Origin of the sequence: Streptomyces sp. PKU-EA00015, assembly GCF_013387495.1 — a bacterium.
Taxonomy (GTDB): domain Bacteria; phylum Actinomycetota; class Actinomycetes; order Streptomycetales; family Streptomycetaceae; genus Streptomyces.
In genome coordinates, this window is the sequence record NZ_JABZEE010000032.1 from 23,956 (window position 1) to 36,802 (window position 12,847).

At 72.4% G+C, this 12,847-nt stretch carries 14 protein-coding genes; 6 read left to right on the plus strand and 8 right to left on the minus strand.

The window, feature by feature from the left end:
• Window positions 1-368: 368 nt before the first annotated feature.
• The 3 genes from HW130_RS20270 to HW130_RS20280 are packed head-to-tail and all read right to left on the minus strand — an operon-like array spanning window position 369 to window position 3,412.
• Entirely contained in the window at window positions 369-962 is a 594-nt protein-coding gene (locus tag HW130_RS20270; protein ID WP_177151061.1) for a TetR/AcrR family transcriptional regulator, read from the minus strand.
• A gap of 36 nt (window positions 963-998) precedes the next feature.
• Window positions 999-2,651, minus strand: coding sequence for an AMP-binding protein (locus HW130_RS20275; RefSeq protein WP_177151062.1), 1,653 nt, complete (start codon window positions 2,649-2,651; stop codon window positions 999-1,001).
• Window positions 2,648-3,412: an SDR family oxidoreductase gene (locus tag HW130_RS20280; RefSeq protein ID WP_177151063.1), complete on the minus strand. Its 765-nt coding sequence runs from the start codon at window positions 3,410-3,412 to the stop codon at window positions 2,648-2,650. Before HW130_RS20280 ends, HW130_RS20275 begins: the two co-directional genes overlap by 4 nt.
• 164 nt (window positions 3,413-3,576) lie before the next feature.
• Between HW130_RS20280 and HW130_RS20285 the strand changes: the two genes are divergently transcribed.
• The 3 genes from HW130_RS20285 to HW130_RS20295 all read left to right on the plus strand — a co-directional run bounded on the left by HW130_RS20285 (window position 3,577) and on the right by HW130_RS20295 (window position 7,118).
• A complete protein-coding gene (locus HW130_RS20285) occupies window positions 3,577-4,818 on the plus strand; it encodes an exo-beta-N-acetylmuramidase NamZ domain-containing protein (protein WP_177151064.1) in 1,242 nt (413 codons plus the stop codon).
• A 281-nt stretch (window positions 4,819-5,099) separates the two neighbouring features.
• Entirely contained in the window at window positions 5,100-6,392 is a 1,293-nt protein-coding gene (locus HW130_RS20290; RefSeq protein ID WP_177151065.1) for a serine-threonine protein kinase, read from the plus strand.
• Window positions 6,393-6,506: 114 nt separating this feature from the next.
• Window positions 6,507-7,118 (plus strand): hypothetical protein, encoded by a 612-nt coding sequence (locus HW130_RS20295; protein ID WP_177151066.1) that lies wholly within the window; start codon window positions 6,507-6,509, stop codon window positions 7,116-7,118.
• A gap of 41 nt (window positions 7,119-7,159) precedes the next feature.
• Here HW130_RS20295 and HW130_RS20300 read toward each other — a convergent pair whose 3' ends face one another.
• Window positions 7,160-7,546 (minus strand): hypothetical protein, encoded by a 387-nt coding sequence (locus tag HW130_RS20300; protein ID WP_177151067.1) that lies wholly within the window; start codon window positions 7,544-7,546, stop codon window positions 7,160-7,162.
• A gap of 142 nt (window positions 7,547-7,688) precedes the next feature.
• On the opposite strand from HW130_RS20300, the gene HW130_RS20305 reads away from it, so the two are divergent.
• Complete coding sequence (locus HW130_RS20305) at window positions 7,689-8,762, plus strand: RNA ligase (ATP) (protein ID WP_177151068.1); 1,074 nt, start codon at window positions 7,689-7,691, stop codon at window positions 8,760-8,762.
• Window positions 8,763-8,890: 128 nt separating this feature from the next.
• Here HW130_RS20305 and soxR read toward each other — a convergent pair whose 3' ends face one another.
• Window positions 8,891-9,370, minus strand: coding sequence for a redox-sensitive transcriptional activator SoxR (soxR, locus tag HW130_RS20310; RefSeq protein ID WP_177151069.1), 480 nt, complete (start codon window positions 9,368-9,370; stop codon window positions 8,891-8,893).
• Window positions 9,371-9,478: 108 nt separating this feature from the next.
• On the opposite strand from soxR, the gene HW130_RS20315 reads away from it, so the two are divergent.
• Complete coding sequence (locus HW130_RS20315; protein WP_177151070.1) at window positions 9,479-9,940, plus strand: MaoC family dehydratase; 462 nt, start codon at window positions 9,479-9,481, stop codon at window positions 9,938-9,940.
• On the opposite strand, the gene HW130_RS20320 is transcribed toward HW130_RS20315, so the two are convergent.
• The 3 genes from HW130_RS20320 to HW130_RS20330 all read right to left on the minus strand — a co-directional run bounded on the left by HW130_RS20320 (window position 9,928) and on the right by HW130_RS20330 (window position 12,127).
• Window positions 9,928-10,554 carry a TetR/AcrR family transcriptional regulator gene (locus HW130_RS20320; protein ID WP_177151071.1) on the minus strand — a complete coding sequence of 209 codons (627 nt, stop codon included), beginning with the start codon at window positions 10,552-10,554 and terminating at the stop codon, window positions 9,928-9,930. The genes HW130_RS20315 and HW130_RS20320 overlap by 13 nt on opposite strands.
• Before the next feature lie 54 nt (window positions 10,555-10,608).
• Window positions 10,609-10,896, minus strand: coding sequence for a YiaA/YiaB family inner membrane protein (locus HW130_RS20325; RefSeq protein WP_177151072.1), 288 nt, complete (start codon window positions 10,894-10,896; stop codon window positions 10,609-10,611).
• Between the two features lie 79 nt (window positions 10,897-10,975).
• Window positions 10,976-12,127, minus strand: a complete 1,152-nt coding sequence (locus HW130_RS20330; RefSeq protein ID WP_177151073.1) for an acyl-CoA dehydrogenase family protein — start codon at window positions 12,125-12,127, stop codon at window positions 10,976-10,978.
• 63 nt (window positions 12,128-12,190) lie between these two features.
• Here HW130_RS20330 and HW130_RS20335 point away from each other — a divergent pair, with 63 nt between their 5' ends.
• On the plus strand, window positions 12,191-12,847 hold the full coding sequence (locus HW130_RS20335) for a TetR/AcrR family transcriptional regulator (RefSeq protein ID WP_177151074.1): 657 nt from the start codon (window positions 12,191-12,193) through the stop codon (window positions 12,845-12,847).

Consider the following 12,847-nt stretch of genomic DNA (forward strand, 5'->3'; position numbering starts at 1 on the left):
CGGGCCGAAGGCCGGACAGCCGCGCCGCACGGACGAGGCAGAGCCCCGCCGGCCGTTGAGGCGCGGGGCTCGGGGCAGAGCCCCAACGTGAGCGCCGCGCGGACGACGCGGCCGAAAACCAGCCCCGGCGACGAGAGAACCGCGGGCCTCGGACCGAAGGTCAGACAGTTGCGCTGCGCGGACGAGGCAGAGTCCCGCGGGAAACCAGCCCCGCCGGCGAAAGAACCGCGGGCCCGGGCCGAAGGCCAGACAGCCGGGCCGCGCGAACGAAGCAGAGCCCCGCCGGCCGTTGAGGCGCTGGGCTCAAGGCAGAGCCCCAACCGGAGCGCCGCGCGCACGACCGGAGCGCCCCGACGGGGTCCGCGCAGTCAGGGGCGGAGCGCTCGGAGGAGGAGGTCCGCCAGGTGGTCCGCGACCTGCTGCTTCGTCAGGGGGCCGTCCGGGCGGTACCACGTCGACAGGTGGTGGACCGACCCGAAGTGGTAGTCCACCACCAGATCCGCCGGCGTCGCCGAGGAGAAGACGCCGCTCTGCTGCCCCTCCTCCACCAGCGCCCGGAACCGCTCGTGGTAGCGGCGCCGCTCGGCCCGCACCTGCTTGTGCTTCTCCGGGCTCAGGTGGTGCATGGAGCGGAAGAAGATCGCCGCGTCGTCCAGGTTGTCGATGGTGGTGACGACGACGTCCGCCGCCGCCTCGCGCAGCCGGTCCTCCACGGGCTCGTCCGCGCCCGCGAAGGCGTCCAGCCGCTCCTGCTGGACGCGCAGCACCCGGGAGTAGACCTCCTGCAGGAGGTCCTCCTTGGAACCGAAGTAGTGATAGAGCGCCCCCTTGGTGACGCCCGCCGCCTCCACGATCTCCTGGACCGAGGTGCGGTCGTATCCCCGCTCGGCGAACAGGCGGGTGGCGGCGGCCAGCAGCCTCTGCGGTACGGGGGCCGCCTCCCCGTCCGTCGTCCTGGCCATCGCCGCCACCTGCCCTTCCTGCCGAAACATCGTGTTCTAAACCCGGGAACGCAGTTCCCGCCTGAGGATCTTCCCACTTGTGGTCTTGGGGAGCTCCGGCAGGATCGCTACTTCCCTGGGGTATTTGTAGGCGGCGAGCCGCTGCTCGCAGTAGGACGACAGCTCGTCGGGCCCGACGTCCGCCCCCGGGCGCAGGCTGACGTACGCCTTGACCGTCTCCCCGCGGTAGGAGTCCGGCACGCCGACGACGGCCGCTTCGCGGACCGCCGGGTGCGTGTAGAGGACGTCCTCGACCTCGCGGGGCCAGACCTTGAACCCGGAGGCGTTGATCATGTCCTTCTTGCGGTCGACGACGTAGAGCCAGCCGTCCGCGTCCATGAAGCCGATGTCGCCGGTGCGCAGTTCGCCGTCCGGGAACGCCGCGGCGGTGGCCTCGGGGAGCCGCCAGTAGCCGGGCACGACCTGCGGGCCGCGCACGGCGATCTCGCCCTGTTCGCCGAGGGGCACCTCGTCGCCCTTCTCGTCGACGATCCGCACGACGGTGTCGGGGCCGGGCAGGCCCACGGACAGGGTGCCGGAGGCCGGGTCGACCGGCGCCTCCTTCTCCGGGGGCACGGACGCACAGGGCGCGGTGCACTCGGTGAGCCCGTAGCCGTTGCGTATGTACGGCCCGAAACCGGCGCGGAACTTCTCCACCAGCGCGGGCGGCACGGGCGCGCCGCCCGAGGAGATCACGGCGAAGGAGGCGAAGTGCTCGCGGGTGGCGGCGGGATGCGCGGCCAGGGCCATGAACGCGGTCGACGGGCCGACGGTGTACGCCGGCCTGTGCTCGGCGAAGGCGTCGAGGACGACGCCCGCCTCGAAGCGGTAGGCGAGCGCGAGGGTGCCCGCGTTGGCGATGCAGACGGCGAGCTGGCAGACCATGCCGGTGATGTGGAAGAGGGGCGCGAGGGCGAAGTAGCAGGCGCCTTCGGGGACGGGGTGGCCGGTGCGCTGGCGTTCGGCGTTGTAGGTGATGCCGCCGTGGAGGTTCATCGCCCCCTTGGGGGTGCCGCTGGTGCCCGACGTGTAGCTGATCAAGGCGACGTCCGTGGCACCGAGTTCGCGTCCGGTCGGCGCCGGGAGGCGCCGGCGGGCGACGCTGAGCAGGTCGTCGGCGTCCTCGGCCCGCGGAGCCCGCTCGAAGGAGAGGACGCGCTCGTCGTGCCGCGTCTGGAGGTCGAGCTCGCAGGCGGTGAGCACGACGCGCACGGAAGAGGCGGCGGCGCAGTCGCGCAGGTACGCCTCCCATGCCCGGTCGGAGCAGATCAGCGCGGTGGCCCCGGAGTCGGCGAGGACATGGGCGACCTCGCCCGTCTTGTACATCGGGTTGAGCGGGACGACGGTCGCGCCGGCCTTCCAGGCGCCGAGCAGCGCGATGACGAACTGCGGGCTGTTCTGGAGCATGAGGGCGACGCGGTCGCCGCGGGCGACACCGCGCTCGGCGAGGTGGGCGGCGACGGAGTCGGAGAGGTCGTCGGTCTCCCGGTAGCTCAGCCGGCCGTCGAAGTAGGCGAGCGCGGGGTGTTCCGGGGCGCGGGCGACGGCCGCGCGGAAGGAGTGCACGACGGTCGGGAGCGGGGTGACGGGGGCACGCTGCGCTTCGGTCAGCTGCCCGAGCCACGGCTGCGCGGCGTAGGGGGAGCTCATCGGCCCGCCTCTTCCCACTTCTGCTGGATGTGGTTCATTCCGGCGATCCAGCGGTCGGTCTCGGTGGCGCGCGCCGCGTAGTAGCCGGCGACCTCCGGGTGCGGCAGGACGAGGAAGCGGTCCTCGTCCATCGCGGCGAACAGGGCGTCGGCGACGTCCTCGGGCTCGATCGCGGTCGGCTTGAGGACGATGTCGCCGGCCGATCCGGTGGCGGTGAGCATGTCGGTGCGTACGCCCTGCGGGCAGATGGCGTGGACCTTGAGGCCGCGGTGGCGGTAGGTCAGAGAGAGCCACTCGGCATAGGCGAGCGCTCCGTGCTTGGTGACGCTGTAGGGCGCGGCCCCGATCATCGTGAGCAGCCCGGCGGCGGAGACGGTGGAGACGAAGCGGCCGCTGCCGCGCTCCAGCCAGTCGGGCAGCAGGGCGCGGCTCGCCCGGACGTGTGCCATGACGTTGACGTCCCAGGCGGAGGCCCAGACGTCCTCGTCCGCGAAGGCGTCGCCGCCCGAGCCGAGGCCGGCGTTGGCGCAGTAGACGTCGACGACGCCGCCGAGGGCGTCCCGGGCCTCGTCGACGACGTAGGAGGCGTCGCCGGGTACGGCGGTGCCGCCGATCTCGTCGGCGACGGCCTTGGCCTTGTCCGCGTCGATGTCGTTGACCACGACCCGGGCGCCCTCGGCGGCGAACCGGCGGGCAAGGGCGGCCCCGATTCCGCCGCCCGCTCCCGTGACAACGACCCCTGCGCCCCGCACCGTGCTCATCAAGCTCCGCCTTTCGCAGCGTCCCGGCTGTTCAGGCAGACTAACCGGTCGGTATGCCCCGGTGGAAGGGGGCGGCCCGACGGCCGTGCCCGGGTCGTTCCCCCAGGGCGTCAGGAGCGCTAGCGTGCGTGGCCATGACAGACGGCGATCACGGAGGTAGCTCGATGAGCCTTTCCAGACGGGGTTTGCTGGCCGCCGGCGGCGCGGTGGGGGCCCTGGCCGCGACATCCGCCACGCCCGCCGCCGCCCATACGGGCCGCGGCCGCGTGCGCACCGGTTTCGAGCGGCTGGCCGCCGACGGATACGCGCTCCTGGCCGGCGAACGGGTCGGCGTGGTCACCAATCCGACCGGCATCACGCGCGACGTCCGGCACATCGTGGACGTCATGCACGCCGACGACCGCGTGAACCTGGTCGCGGTCTTCGGACCCGAGCACGGCTTCCGCGGCACGGCGCAGGCGGGCGGCTCCGAGGGACGCTACGACGACCCCGCGACCGGCCTGCCGGTCTACGACACGTACCTGAAGAGCGGCCGGCCGCTGGCCGACATCTTCACCGCGTCCGGTGTGGACACGGTCGTCTTCGACATCCAGGACGCCGGGGCCCGCTTCTACACCTACATCTGGACCCTCTTCGACTGCATGCAGGCCGCCGAGCTCGCGGGCAAGCGGTTCGTGGTGCTCGACCGGCCGAATCCGGTGACCGGCCGGGCGGCGCTGGGACCCGTGCTCGACAAGGCGTTCGCGACCTTCGTGGGCCGTGAGCCGATCGCGCAGGCGCACGGCATGACCGTCGCCGAACTGGCGCTGCTCTTCAACGCGGAGTTCCTCACGCGACCGGTCGCACTGGAGACCGTGACGATGACCGGCTGGCGCCGCTCCGACTTCTACGACGAGACCGGGCTGCCCTGGGTGCCGCCGAGCCCCAACATGCCCACACCCGACACCGCCCTCGTCTACTCCGGCACCTGCCTGTTCGAGGGCACGAACCTGTCCGAGGGCCGGGGCACCACCCGCCCCTTCGAGCTCCTGGGCGCGGAGGGCGTCGACCGCCGCTGGGCCGAGGCCGTGAACGCGACGGACCTGCCCGGCGTCCGCTTCCGCGAGGCGTACTTCGCGCCCACGTTCTCCAAGTTCCAGGGCAGGACGATCGGCGGCGTCCAACTCCTCGTCCACGACCGGGAGTCCTTCGACCCCGTCCGCACCGGCATCGCGCTGCTGGTGACGGCGAAGCGCAGCTGGAGCGGATTCGCCTGGCGCGCCGACAACTGGATCGACAAGCTGACCGGTTCCACCAAGGTGCGCACGCTCATCGACGCGGGGGCGGACACCGACGAGGTGGTGGGCGCGTGGCGGGACGAACTGGCCGCGTTCCGCGCGGTACGGCGGCGCTATCTGCGGTACTGAGCACGCGGCGGGTGGGCATCGCCCCACCGGGAAGGGCGCCCGGACATGCGCACCGCGCCTCGCACGGCCCGCGAGTGGCCGGGAGTGACCCGTCCGACGAGGAGCATCGGCAGCGCGTGGCCGGCCGAGCCCGAGCCCGTGCGGCTGGGGCACGTCGTACGACGTCCTGATCGGTCCGCACCGGGCCGGGGCGGCCGACCGGCTCCGACCGCTTCCGGGGTATGGCCGTTTCTCCCCTTGCGCAGGATCCTGTGGTGACGGGCCAAGGGGAGGGGCGGGCCATGTCGGGGACAGGTGTGCGACCGTACCGGGAGATCACTTTCGACGCGGACGGCGATGTGCTGGGGCCGTACGGCGCGCTCATGGAACAGGACGTCACCGACCTGGTGATGTTCGCCCACGGGTGGAACAACTCCCCGGGCACGGCCCGGCGGCTCTACGCGTCGTTCTTCGCTCCGTTCCCCAAGCTGGTGGCGCAGACCCCGCAGGCACGGCTGGGGTACGCGGGCGTCGTCTGGCCCTCGATGCGGTTCTCGGACGAGCCGATCCCCGACGTCGAACCACCGGCCGCCGGTGCCCAGCCGTCGGGCCCCGGCCTGGACGGGGCGACCCGCGCGGTGCTCGCCGAGCTGTTCCCCGGGCATCGCGAGACCGTCGAGCGGCTCGCGCGACTGCTGGACGAGCAGCCGGAGTCGCGGGCCGCCTTCGCCGAGTTCGGCAGGCTGGCGCGGGAGTTGGCGGCCACGCCGCCCGGCGGTATGGAGGCGGGCTTCGCCGAGGACCTGCCGCACGACGAGCAGAGCCCGCCCGCGGTGCTGTACGAGGACACGCTCACCCTGTGCCGCAGGCTGGCCGCCGCCCTGGAGGCGGAGTCCGGGTCGCTGTACGGCGCGCTGCCGTTCGGCGGCGGACTGCGCTGCGCGTGGCGGGGCGCGAAGGAGTTGCTGCGGCAGACGACGTACTACGCGATGAAGCGCCGCGCGGGGACGGTCGGCGAGCTGGGGCTCGGGCCGCTGCTGGGCCTGCTGGCCCGTTCGGCGCCGCGGCTGCGGGTGCACCTCGTCGGGCACAGCCAGGGGGCGCGGCTGGTGGCGTTCGCGCTGCGGGGGCTGCCGGAGGGCGCGGACAACGTGAAGTCGGTGACGCTGCTCCAAGGCGCCCTGTCGCACTACGCGTTCGCGTGCGGCCTGCCGCACGCCCCGCACAGCGCGGGCGCGCTCGCCGCTGTGCAGGAGCGGGTCGACGGGCCGGTGGTCGCCTGCTACTCGCGGCACGACAGTGCGCTCGGCGTGTTCTACCCGCTGGCCTCTGCCCTCGCCGGGGACTCGGCGTCGGCGGCCGGTGGCGACCGGCGGTGGTGGGCGATGGGCCACGACGGCATTCAGGCCGTCGCGGGCACGTCGCGGCTGACGCTGGAGGAGGCGCTGCGCGACGGCCTGCCGGACTCGGGATGCGTCAGCGTGGACGCGGCGCAGGTGGTGCGGAGGGGCGGGCCGCCTGCGGGTGCGCACAGTGACATCTGCCATGAGGAACTGGCCCGGGTGGTGTTGTCGGCGGGGCGGGTCGGCCGCTGAAACAGGGGCGTGATCCGGTCGACATGACACGTCCCGATTTTCGATGGAGCCGAAACGGGCACTCCTACGTCCATTCTTCAACGCCGATGTACCAGCGACGGAGGTGTCGACGCGATGGCCGGTTTCCGGAGTCTTGCGAGACAGGTGCGTGACGTGCGGTGTGACCTGGCGCTGCGGCGCTACTCACTGCGCAAGTGCCTGGAGAGGTTCGCCCCTTATGGGCATCGGGCCACTTGGAACCATCTGTGCGCGAGGCACAGCATCGAGCCCGAGGACAGGGCCCCCGATCCGGCGCGGCTGGTGGCCGCACTGGAGGAGTTGGAGCGGGCGCGGGCGGTATGGCTCGCGTACGAGGAGAACTTCGCGGACCGCCGTAAACGGGAGAAGCACGAGGGGCTGCGGCGGCCCGGACACATCGACGACTGGCACCGCAGGACGTGGGGCGGGAACGGGGTCGCGCGCTGCGACAGCCCCGGGACACATCCCTCCGAGCCGCTGGACGAGGTGCTGCGCAGGCTGATCGGCGCGCTGGAGACGGAGCCCGGGGACGCGTGCCCGGTGTGCAGGGGAACGCACATCGTGTGGCGACAGGACCTGGAGCACGAGCCCTTCTTCGGCCCGGTCTGCACCGGCTGCGGGATCGTGGTGCCGCAGCCCGTCCTCACACTGGAGGCGGTGACCGCGGCGAAGCGCGCGGGGCGCCGGGAGCTCGCCTCGGTCGCATGAGGGACGCCGGTCCCGGGCCGGGGGCCCGGGACCGGCGTCCCTCATCGCGCGGGCGGCGCCGCGTCCCAGACGGCGTCGCGGAACGCGCGGATCGCGTCGGCCTGTTCCGTGGGCCGGGTCCGCGGGCCCGAACGTCCGAGGCCAGTCAGGTCGTGAACGTTGAACGCCGTCCACCGGCGCGCGGCCGGCTGCTCGGCGACCTGCGGAAGGATCCGACGCATCGCGGCGGGGTGGCCGTCGAAGTGGTCCGGCACCTCGTGCGCGTACATCCGCAGGGCCCGGTCGGGCAGGGCCACGTCGGGCGCGCCCAACAGCGCCGTCTCCGCGGGGAGATGACGGAGGCCGCAGCCCGTCTCGTGGTGGCCGGTCATGCCCGCGAAGACCGCGCGGACGCGGTCCACCGCCGCGGTGAGTGCTGGGGAGGCCATGTGCGCGACGTCCCGTCGAGGAGTCCGTTGGCGGCTCGCGGCCGGACGAGGATCCGGACGCTACCAGACGCGAAATCCCGTGGCCCAGCGGGATTTCGCTGCCGAGAGTGGGAGCGCTGAGAACCACGACCGAGGAGCCCCGATGTCGACGCTGCGCGTCACCGCCGAAGTCCTGACCGTGCACGAGCACCCGAACGCCGACGCGCTGGAGCTGGCCCAGGTGGGCCTGTACCGCGCCGTCGTCGCCAAGGGCGTCTATCGCACGGGTGACGCCGCGGTCTATATCCCCGAACAGGCCGTGCTCCCGGCCGCGCTGATCGACGAGCTCGGTCTGACCGGCCGGCTCGCGGGTGGCGAGGCCAACCGGGTCAAGGCGGTCCGGCTGCGCGGCGAGCTGTCGCAGGGCATCGTGTGCCGGCCGCGCGCGCTCGCGGACGTCGACCTGGCGAAGGCGGCCGCGGACGGCACCGACTTCGCGGAGCGGCTCGCGATCACCAAGTGGGCCCCGCCGATCCCGCCCCGGATGAGCGGCGACGTGGAGGCGGCACCGGATCTGCTGCCGTGGGTGGACATCGAGAACCTGCAGCGCTATCCCGGCATCTTCGAGCCCGGGGAGGCGGTCGTGATCACCGAGAAGCTGCACGGCTCGGCCTGTCTGGCGACGTACTCCACGGCGGACGGCGGACGGGTGCGGGTCTCGTCCAAGGGTTTCGGCGCCAAGGGGCTCGCCATCAAGGAGGACCCGGCCAACCTCTACTGGCGGGCGGTGCTCGGGAACGGCGTGCCCAAGATCGCGGCGCGCCTCGCCGAGCGGCTCGGTGCGAGCCGGGTCGGGGTGTTCGCCGAGGTGTACGGCGCCGGCGTCCAGGACCTCGGTTACGGCAAGGACGCCCGGGCGGAGAACGGGCTGGGCTATGCCGTGTTCGACATCTCGGCGGAGATCGACGGCCAGGTCCGCTGGCTGGACCCGGCAGCCGTGCTCGGCGGCGAACTGCCGGTCGTGCCCCGGCTGTTCGCGGGTCCGTACGACGCGGACAAGGTGCTGGAGCTGGCGAGCGGCCGCGAGACGGTGTCGGGGCGGCAGCTGCATCTGCGAGAGGGCGTCGTCGTCCGGCCGGCGGTGGAGCGGTACAGCCCGGTCACCGGCGGGCGCGCGATCGCGAAGGCGGTGAGCCCGGCGTACCTGACCCGCAAGGGCGGCACGGAGTTCGAGTAGGAGCAGGCCCGACAGGGCGGGGGCGGAGGTCGATCGTGCCGACCGCTCCCGCCCTGCACGGCGTCTCGGGCACGGGGCGGGTGCTGGTGCACGCGCCCCGCGCCCGCGCCCGCGGCGCCGTCCGTGGCTCAGGCCCGCTCGGTCTTCGCGCTGCGCCGCTCCGGCAGCAGGCGGGAGCCGGTCAACCGGTCGCCGAAGACGTCGTCCGGGTTGGACAGCACGCATGTCTGCAACGAGAGGCAGCCGCAGCCGATGCAGTCCGTCAGATGGTCCCGGAGACGGCTCAACTGCTTGATGCGCTCGTCGAGTTCGCTGCGCCACGCCGCCGACAGGCGGGCCCAGTCCTCGCGGTCGGGGGTGCGTCCCTCGGGCAGTTCGGCGAGCGCGTCGCGGATCGTGGCGAGCGGGATGCCGACGCGCTGCGCGGCCCGTACGAACGCGACGCGGCGCAGCGCGTCCCTGCTGTAGCGACGCTGGTTCCCGGCGGTGCGGCGACTGCTGATGAGGCCCTTGGACTCGTAGAAGTGCAGGGCCGACACGGCCGCGCCGCTGCGCGCGGCGAGCTGGCCGACCGTGAGCTCGTGGATCTTCTCGGGAATCTGTGGCACCCCTCGGAGCCTACTGGTCGTCCGTTGACAAGTGCGGCACTCCCCCACCATGCTGAGCAAGCGCTTAGACATGGGCTTTCGGAGATGTGAGAGGCAGGGAGCAGGAACATGGCAGAGCCGAGGATCTTCACCTCCCCCGAGGAGCTGCTCGCCGGGGTCGGCGAGCAGCTCGGACACAGCGACTGGCTGGAGGTCGACCAGAAGCGGATCGACCTCTTCGCCGACGCCACCGGCGACCACCAGTGGATCCACATCGATGCCGAGCGGGCGGCGAACGGCCCCTTCGGCACCACGATCGCCCACGGCTATCTGACGCTGTCGCTGCTGCCGGCCCTGGTGCCGCAGGTGCTGCGGGTCGAGGGCATGAAGATGGGCATCAACTACGGCGCCAACAAGGTGCGCTTCCCCGCCCCTGTGCCGGTCGGGTCACGGCTGCGGGCCACGGCCGTCCTGCAGAACGTGGAGGAGGCGGGCGGCGGCGTACAGGTGACCGCCCTCGTCACCGTCGAGCGCGAGGGCGGCGACAAGCCGGTCTGCGTGGCGGAGTCCGTGTCCCGCTACTTCTTCTGAGCCCCCACCATCCGCAGGACGAGGTCGGCGTAGAACACGCCGACCTCGTCGGGCGTCCGCCGCCCCTGCGTGTTGAACCAGCGCGCCACGTCGATGCAGAGCGACAGCACGGCGACGGCGGTGCCGGGCACGTCCGGCACGTCGAACTCGCCCGCCGCCACGCCCTCCTCGAGCAGTCGGCGCACCACGGCGTCGGTCTCGCGGCGCAGCTCGATGATCTCGGTACGGTGAACGTCGCCGAGCGCGTCCAGTTCGTACTGCACGACCCGCGCCGTGGCGTGCCGGCCGGCGTGCCAGCGGACGAAGGACCGTACGGCTTCGGTGAGCCGCTCGGTGGGCGTGCCCTCACCCTCGTACGCCCCCGAGAGGATCTCCAGGGCCTTGTCGTGGCCGATCCTGCTGATCCGGTGGAGCAGCTCTTCCTTGGTCTTGTAGTGGATGTAGAGCGCCGCCGGGCTCATGCCCGCCCGGCCCGCGATGTCACGCGTCGTGGTCGCGTGGTAGCCGCGCTCCGCGAACGCCTCGACCGCGGCGACCAGCAACTTCCGGGCCGCCTCCGGGGTGACCTCGTCCCACGGCTTCTCGTCTTCGGCCGTCTGGTCCGCCGCACTCATCGCTCGTCCCTTCCCTGGTCAGGCGAACACCATACCGTGACAGTGAGCGGGCGCTTAGAGCTTCTGGAAGGGGTCGTGCTCGGCGAGGAGCTTCTCCAGCCTGGCCTGGTCGACCCGGCTGACGATCTGCCCGGCCTCCTGCCGGTCCCTGACCACCTTGGCGAGGGTGAAGGCCGAGGTGGTCAGGTACAGGACGGCGATGCCGAGGAAGGCGCGCACCCAGGGGTCGGCGTCCATGGTGAAGATGCCGAGCGCGACCGCTCCGAGCGCGACGGCGAAGGAGGCGACGGCCTGGCCGTAGTACGCCGCGGTGTTCTGCTGCTTGACCGGTGTCTCACTCATGGGCACAGCGTCGCTCCCCGGCCGGCGGGCCACATGCGCGCTGGTACTCAGATCGCGTACTCACGTCCCGCCGGCCCGTTCAGAACGCGGAGACGCCGGTGAGCGCGCGGCCGATGATCAGCTTCTGGATCTGGCTGGTGCCCTCGTAGAGGGTCATCACCCGGGCGTCGCGCAGCAGTTTGCCGACCGGGTACTCGTCTATGTAGCCGTAGCCGCCGAAGACCTGGAGGGCGTTGTTGGCGGCCCGGACCGCGGCCTCGGAGGCGAAGAGCTTCGCCTTGGACGCGGCGGTGGCGAAGTCCTCGCCGCGGTCGACGAGACCGGCGACCCGCCAGGTCAGCAGCCGGGCGGCGTCCACGTCGACGGCGATGTCGCTGATCAGCTCCTGGACCAGCTGGTGGTGGGCGATGGGCCTGCCGAACTGCTCGCGCTCACCCGCGTATCCGACGGCCGCTTCCAGCGCGGCCTGCGCGATGCCGACGCAGCCCGCGGCGACCGACATCCTGCCCTTGGCGAGCGCGGACATGGCGATGGAGAAGCCCTTGCCCTCGCGCCCGAGCAGGGCGCCGGCCGGCACCCGGACGTCCTCGAAGACCAGCTCGGCCGTGGCCTGGCCGCGCAGTCCGAGCTTTCCGTGGATCGTGCGGCGGGTCAGTCCGGGCGTGTCCGTGGGGACCAGGAAGGCGGAGACGCCCTTGTGCCCGGGGGCGTCGCCGGTCCGGGCGAAGAGCAGCACGACATCGGCCCAGGTGCCGTTGGTGATGAACATCTTGGCGCCGTTGATCACGTAGTCGCCGCCGTCGCGCACGGCCCTGGTGGCCAGGTTCCCGGCGTCCGAGCCGGTGCCGGGCTCGGTGAGACCGAAGCAGCCGACGGACTCGCCCGCCGTCAGGCGCGGCAGCCACCGGCGCTTCTGCTCCTCGGTGCCGTACGCGGCCACGGTCTTGGCGACCAGTCCGAGCGAGACGGAGACGATGCCGCGCACCGAGGAGTCACCGCGGCCCAGCTCCTCGGTGACCAGGCAGTACGCGAGATGGTCGCCGCCGGAGCCGCCGTACTCCTCGTCGATGGTGAGCCCGAGGAAGCCGAGCGCGCCGAGCTTCTTCACGATGCCCCGGTCGACGCTCTCGGCGCGGTCCCACGCGACGACGTGCGGGGTGATCTCACGGGCGACGAAGTCCCGGGCGAGCTGCCGTACGGCCGCCTGCTCCTCGCCGATCTCCAGGTCCATGTGCGTCCACCCCACTTTAACTACCAGTGCTAGTTTCTTTTTGGCAGGCCTACTATGTGCCGCATGGCCCGACCGCGCAAGCCCCTGCTCAGCAGAGAACGCATCGTCGAGACGGCGAGCGCGCTCGTGGACGCCGAGGGACTCGACGCGGTGTCCACGCGCCGCCTCGCCGCCGAGCTCGGCGTGAGCGGCCCCTCGCTCTACAACCATTTCCGCAACAAGGACGAGATCCTCGACGCCGTCGCCGACGCGGTCAGCGCCCGGGTCGACCTGTCGATGTTCCGGGAGGACGACCCCCGCGACTGGCGCACGGCCCTGCACGACTACGCGGTCTCCTACCGGGCCGCGCTGACCGCCCACCCCCACACCGTCCCCGTGCTGGCCCGCGGCCCGAGGCGCCGGCCGGCAGGCCTCAAGGTGGCCGACACGGTGTTCGGCGCGATGGTCCGCGCGGGCTGGCCCCCGGCCCAGGCCACCCACATCGGCGCCCTGATGCGCTACTTCATCACCGGCTCGGCGCTCGGCTCGTTCGCCCGCGGCTTCGTCGACGACGCGACCGCGTACGACCCGGCCGACTACCCGCACCTGGGCCAGGCCCACCTGCTGGCCGACCGGCAGGAGCAGGTGGACGAGGGCGCGTTCGAGACCGGGCTGCGGGCACTGCTCGACGGTCTCGCGATCCAGTACGAGACGCTTCGGCCCGCGCCGAACCGTCGCTGA

Coding starts and splice junctions, on each gene's coding strand:
- HW130_RS20270 (WP_177151061.1), bottom strand. CDS start 962: ATGGCCAGGACGACGGACGGGGAGGCGGCCCCCGTACCGCAGAGGCTG.
- HW130_RS20275 (WP_177151062.1), bottom strand. CDS start 2,651: ATGAGCTCCCCCTACGCCGCGCAGCCGTGGCTCGGGCAGCTGACCGAA.
- HW130_RS20280 (WP_177151063.1), bottom strand. CDS start 3,412: ATGAGCACGGTGCGGGGCGCAGGGGTCGTTGTCACGGGAGCGGGCGGC.
- HW130_RS20285 (WP_177151064.1), top strand. CDS start 3,577: ATGAGCCTTTCCAGACGGGGTTTGCTGGCCGCCGGCGGCGCGGTGGGG.
- HW130_RS20290 (WP_177151065.1), top strand. CDS start 5,100: ATGTCGGGGACAGGTGTGCGACCGTACCGGGAGATCACTTTCGACGCG.
- HW130_RS20295 (WP_177151066.1), top strand. CDS start 6,507: ATGGCCGGTTTCCGGAGTCTTGCGAGACAGGTGCGTGACGTGCGGTGT.
- HW130_RS20300 (WP_177151067.1), bottom strand. CDS start 7,546: ATGGCCTCCCCAGCACTCACCGCGGCGGTGGACCGCGTCCGCGCGGTC.
- HW130_RS20305 (WP_177151068.1), top strand. CDS start 7,689: ATGTCGACGCTGCGCGTCACCGCCGAAGTCCTGACCGTGCACGAGCAC.
- HW130_RS20315 (WP_177151070.1), top strand. CDS start 9,479: ATGGCAGAGCCGAGGATCTTCACCTCCCCCGAGGAGCTGCTCGCCGGG.
- HW130_RS20320 (WP_177151071.1), bottom strand. CDS start 10,554: ATGAGTGCGGCGGACCAGACGGCCGAAGACGAGAAGCCGTGGGACGAG.
- HW130_RS20325 (WP_177151072.1), bottom strand. CDS start 10,896: ATGAGTGAGACACCGGTCAAGCAGCAGAACACCGCGGCGTACTACGGC.
- HW130_RS20330 (WP_177151073.1), bottom strand. CDS start 12,127: ATGGACCTGGAGATCGGCGAGGAGCAGGCGGCCGTACGGCAGCTCGCC.
- HW130_RS20335 (WP_177151074.1), top strand. CDS start 12,191: ATGGCCCGACCGCGCAAGCCCCTGCTCAGCAGAGAACGCATCGTCGAG.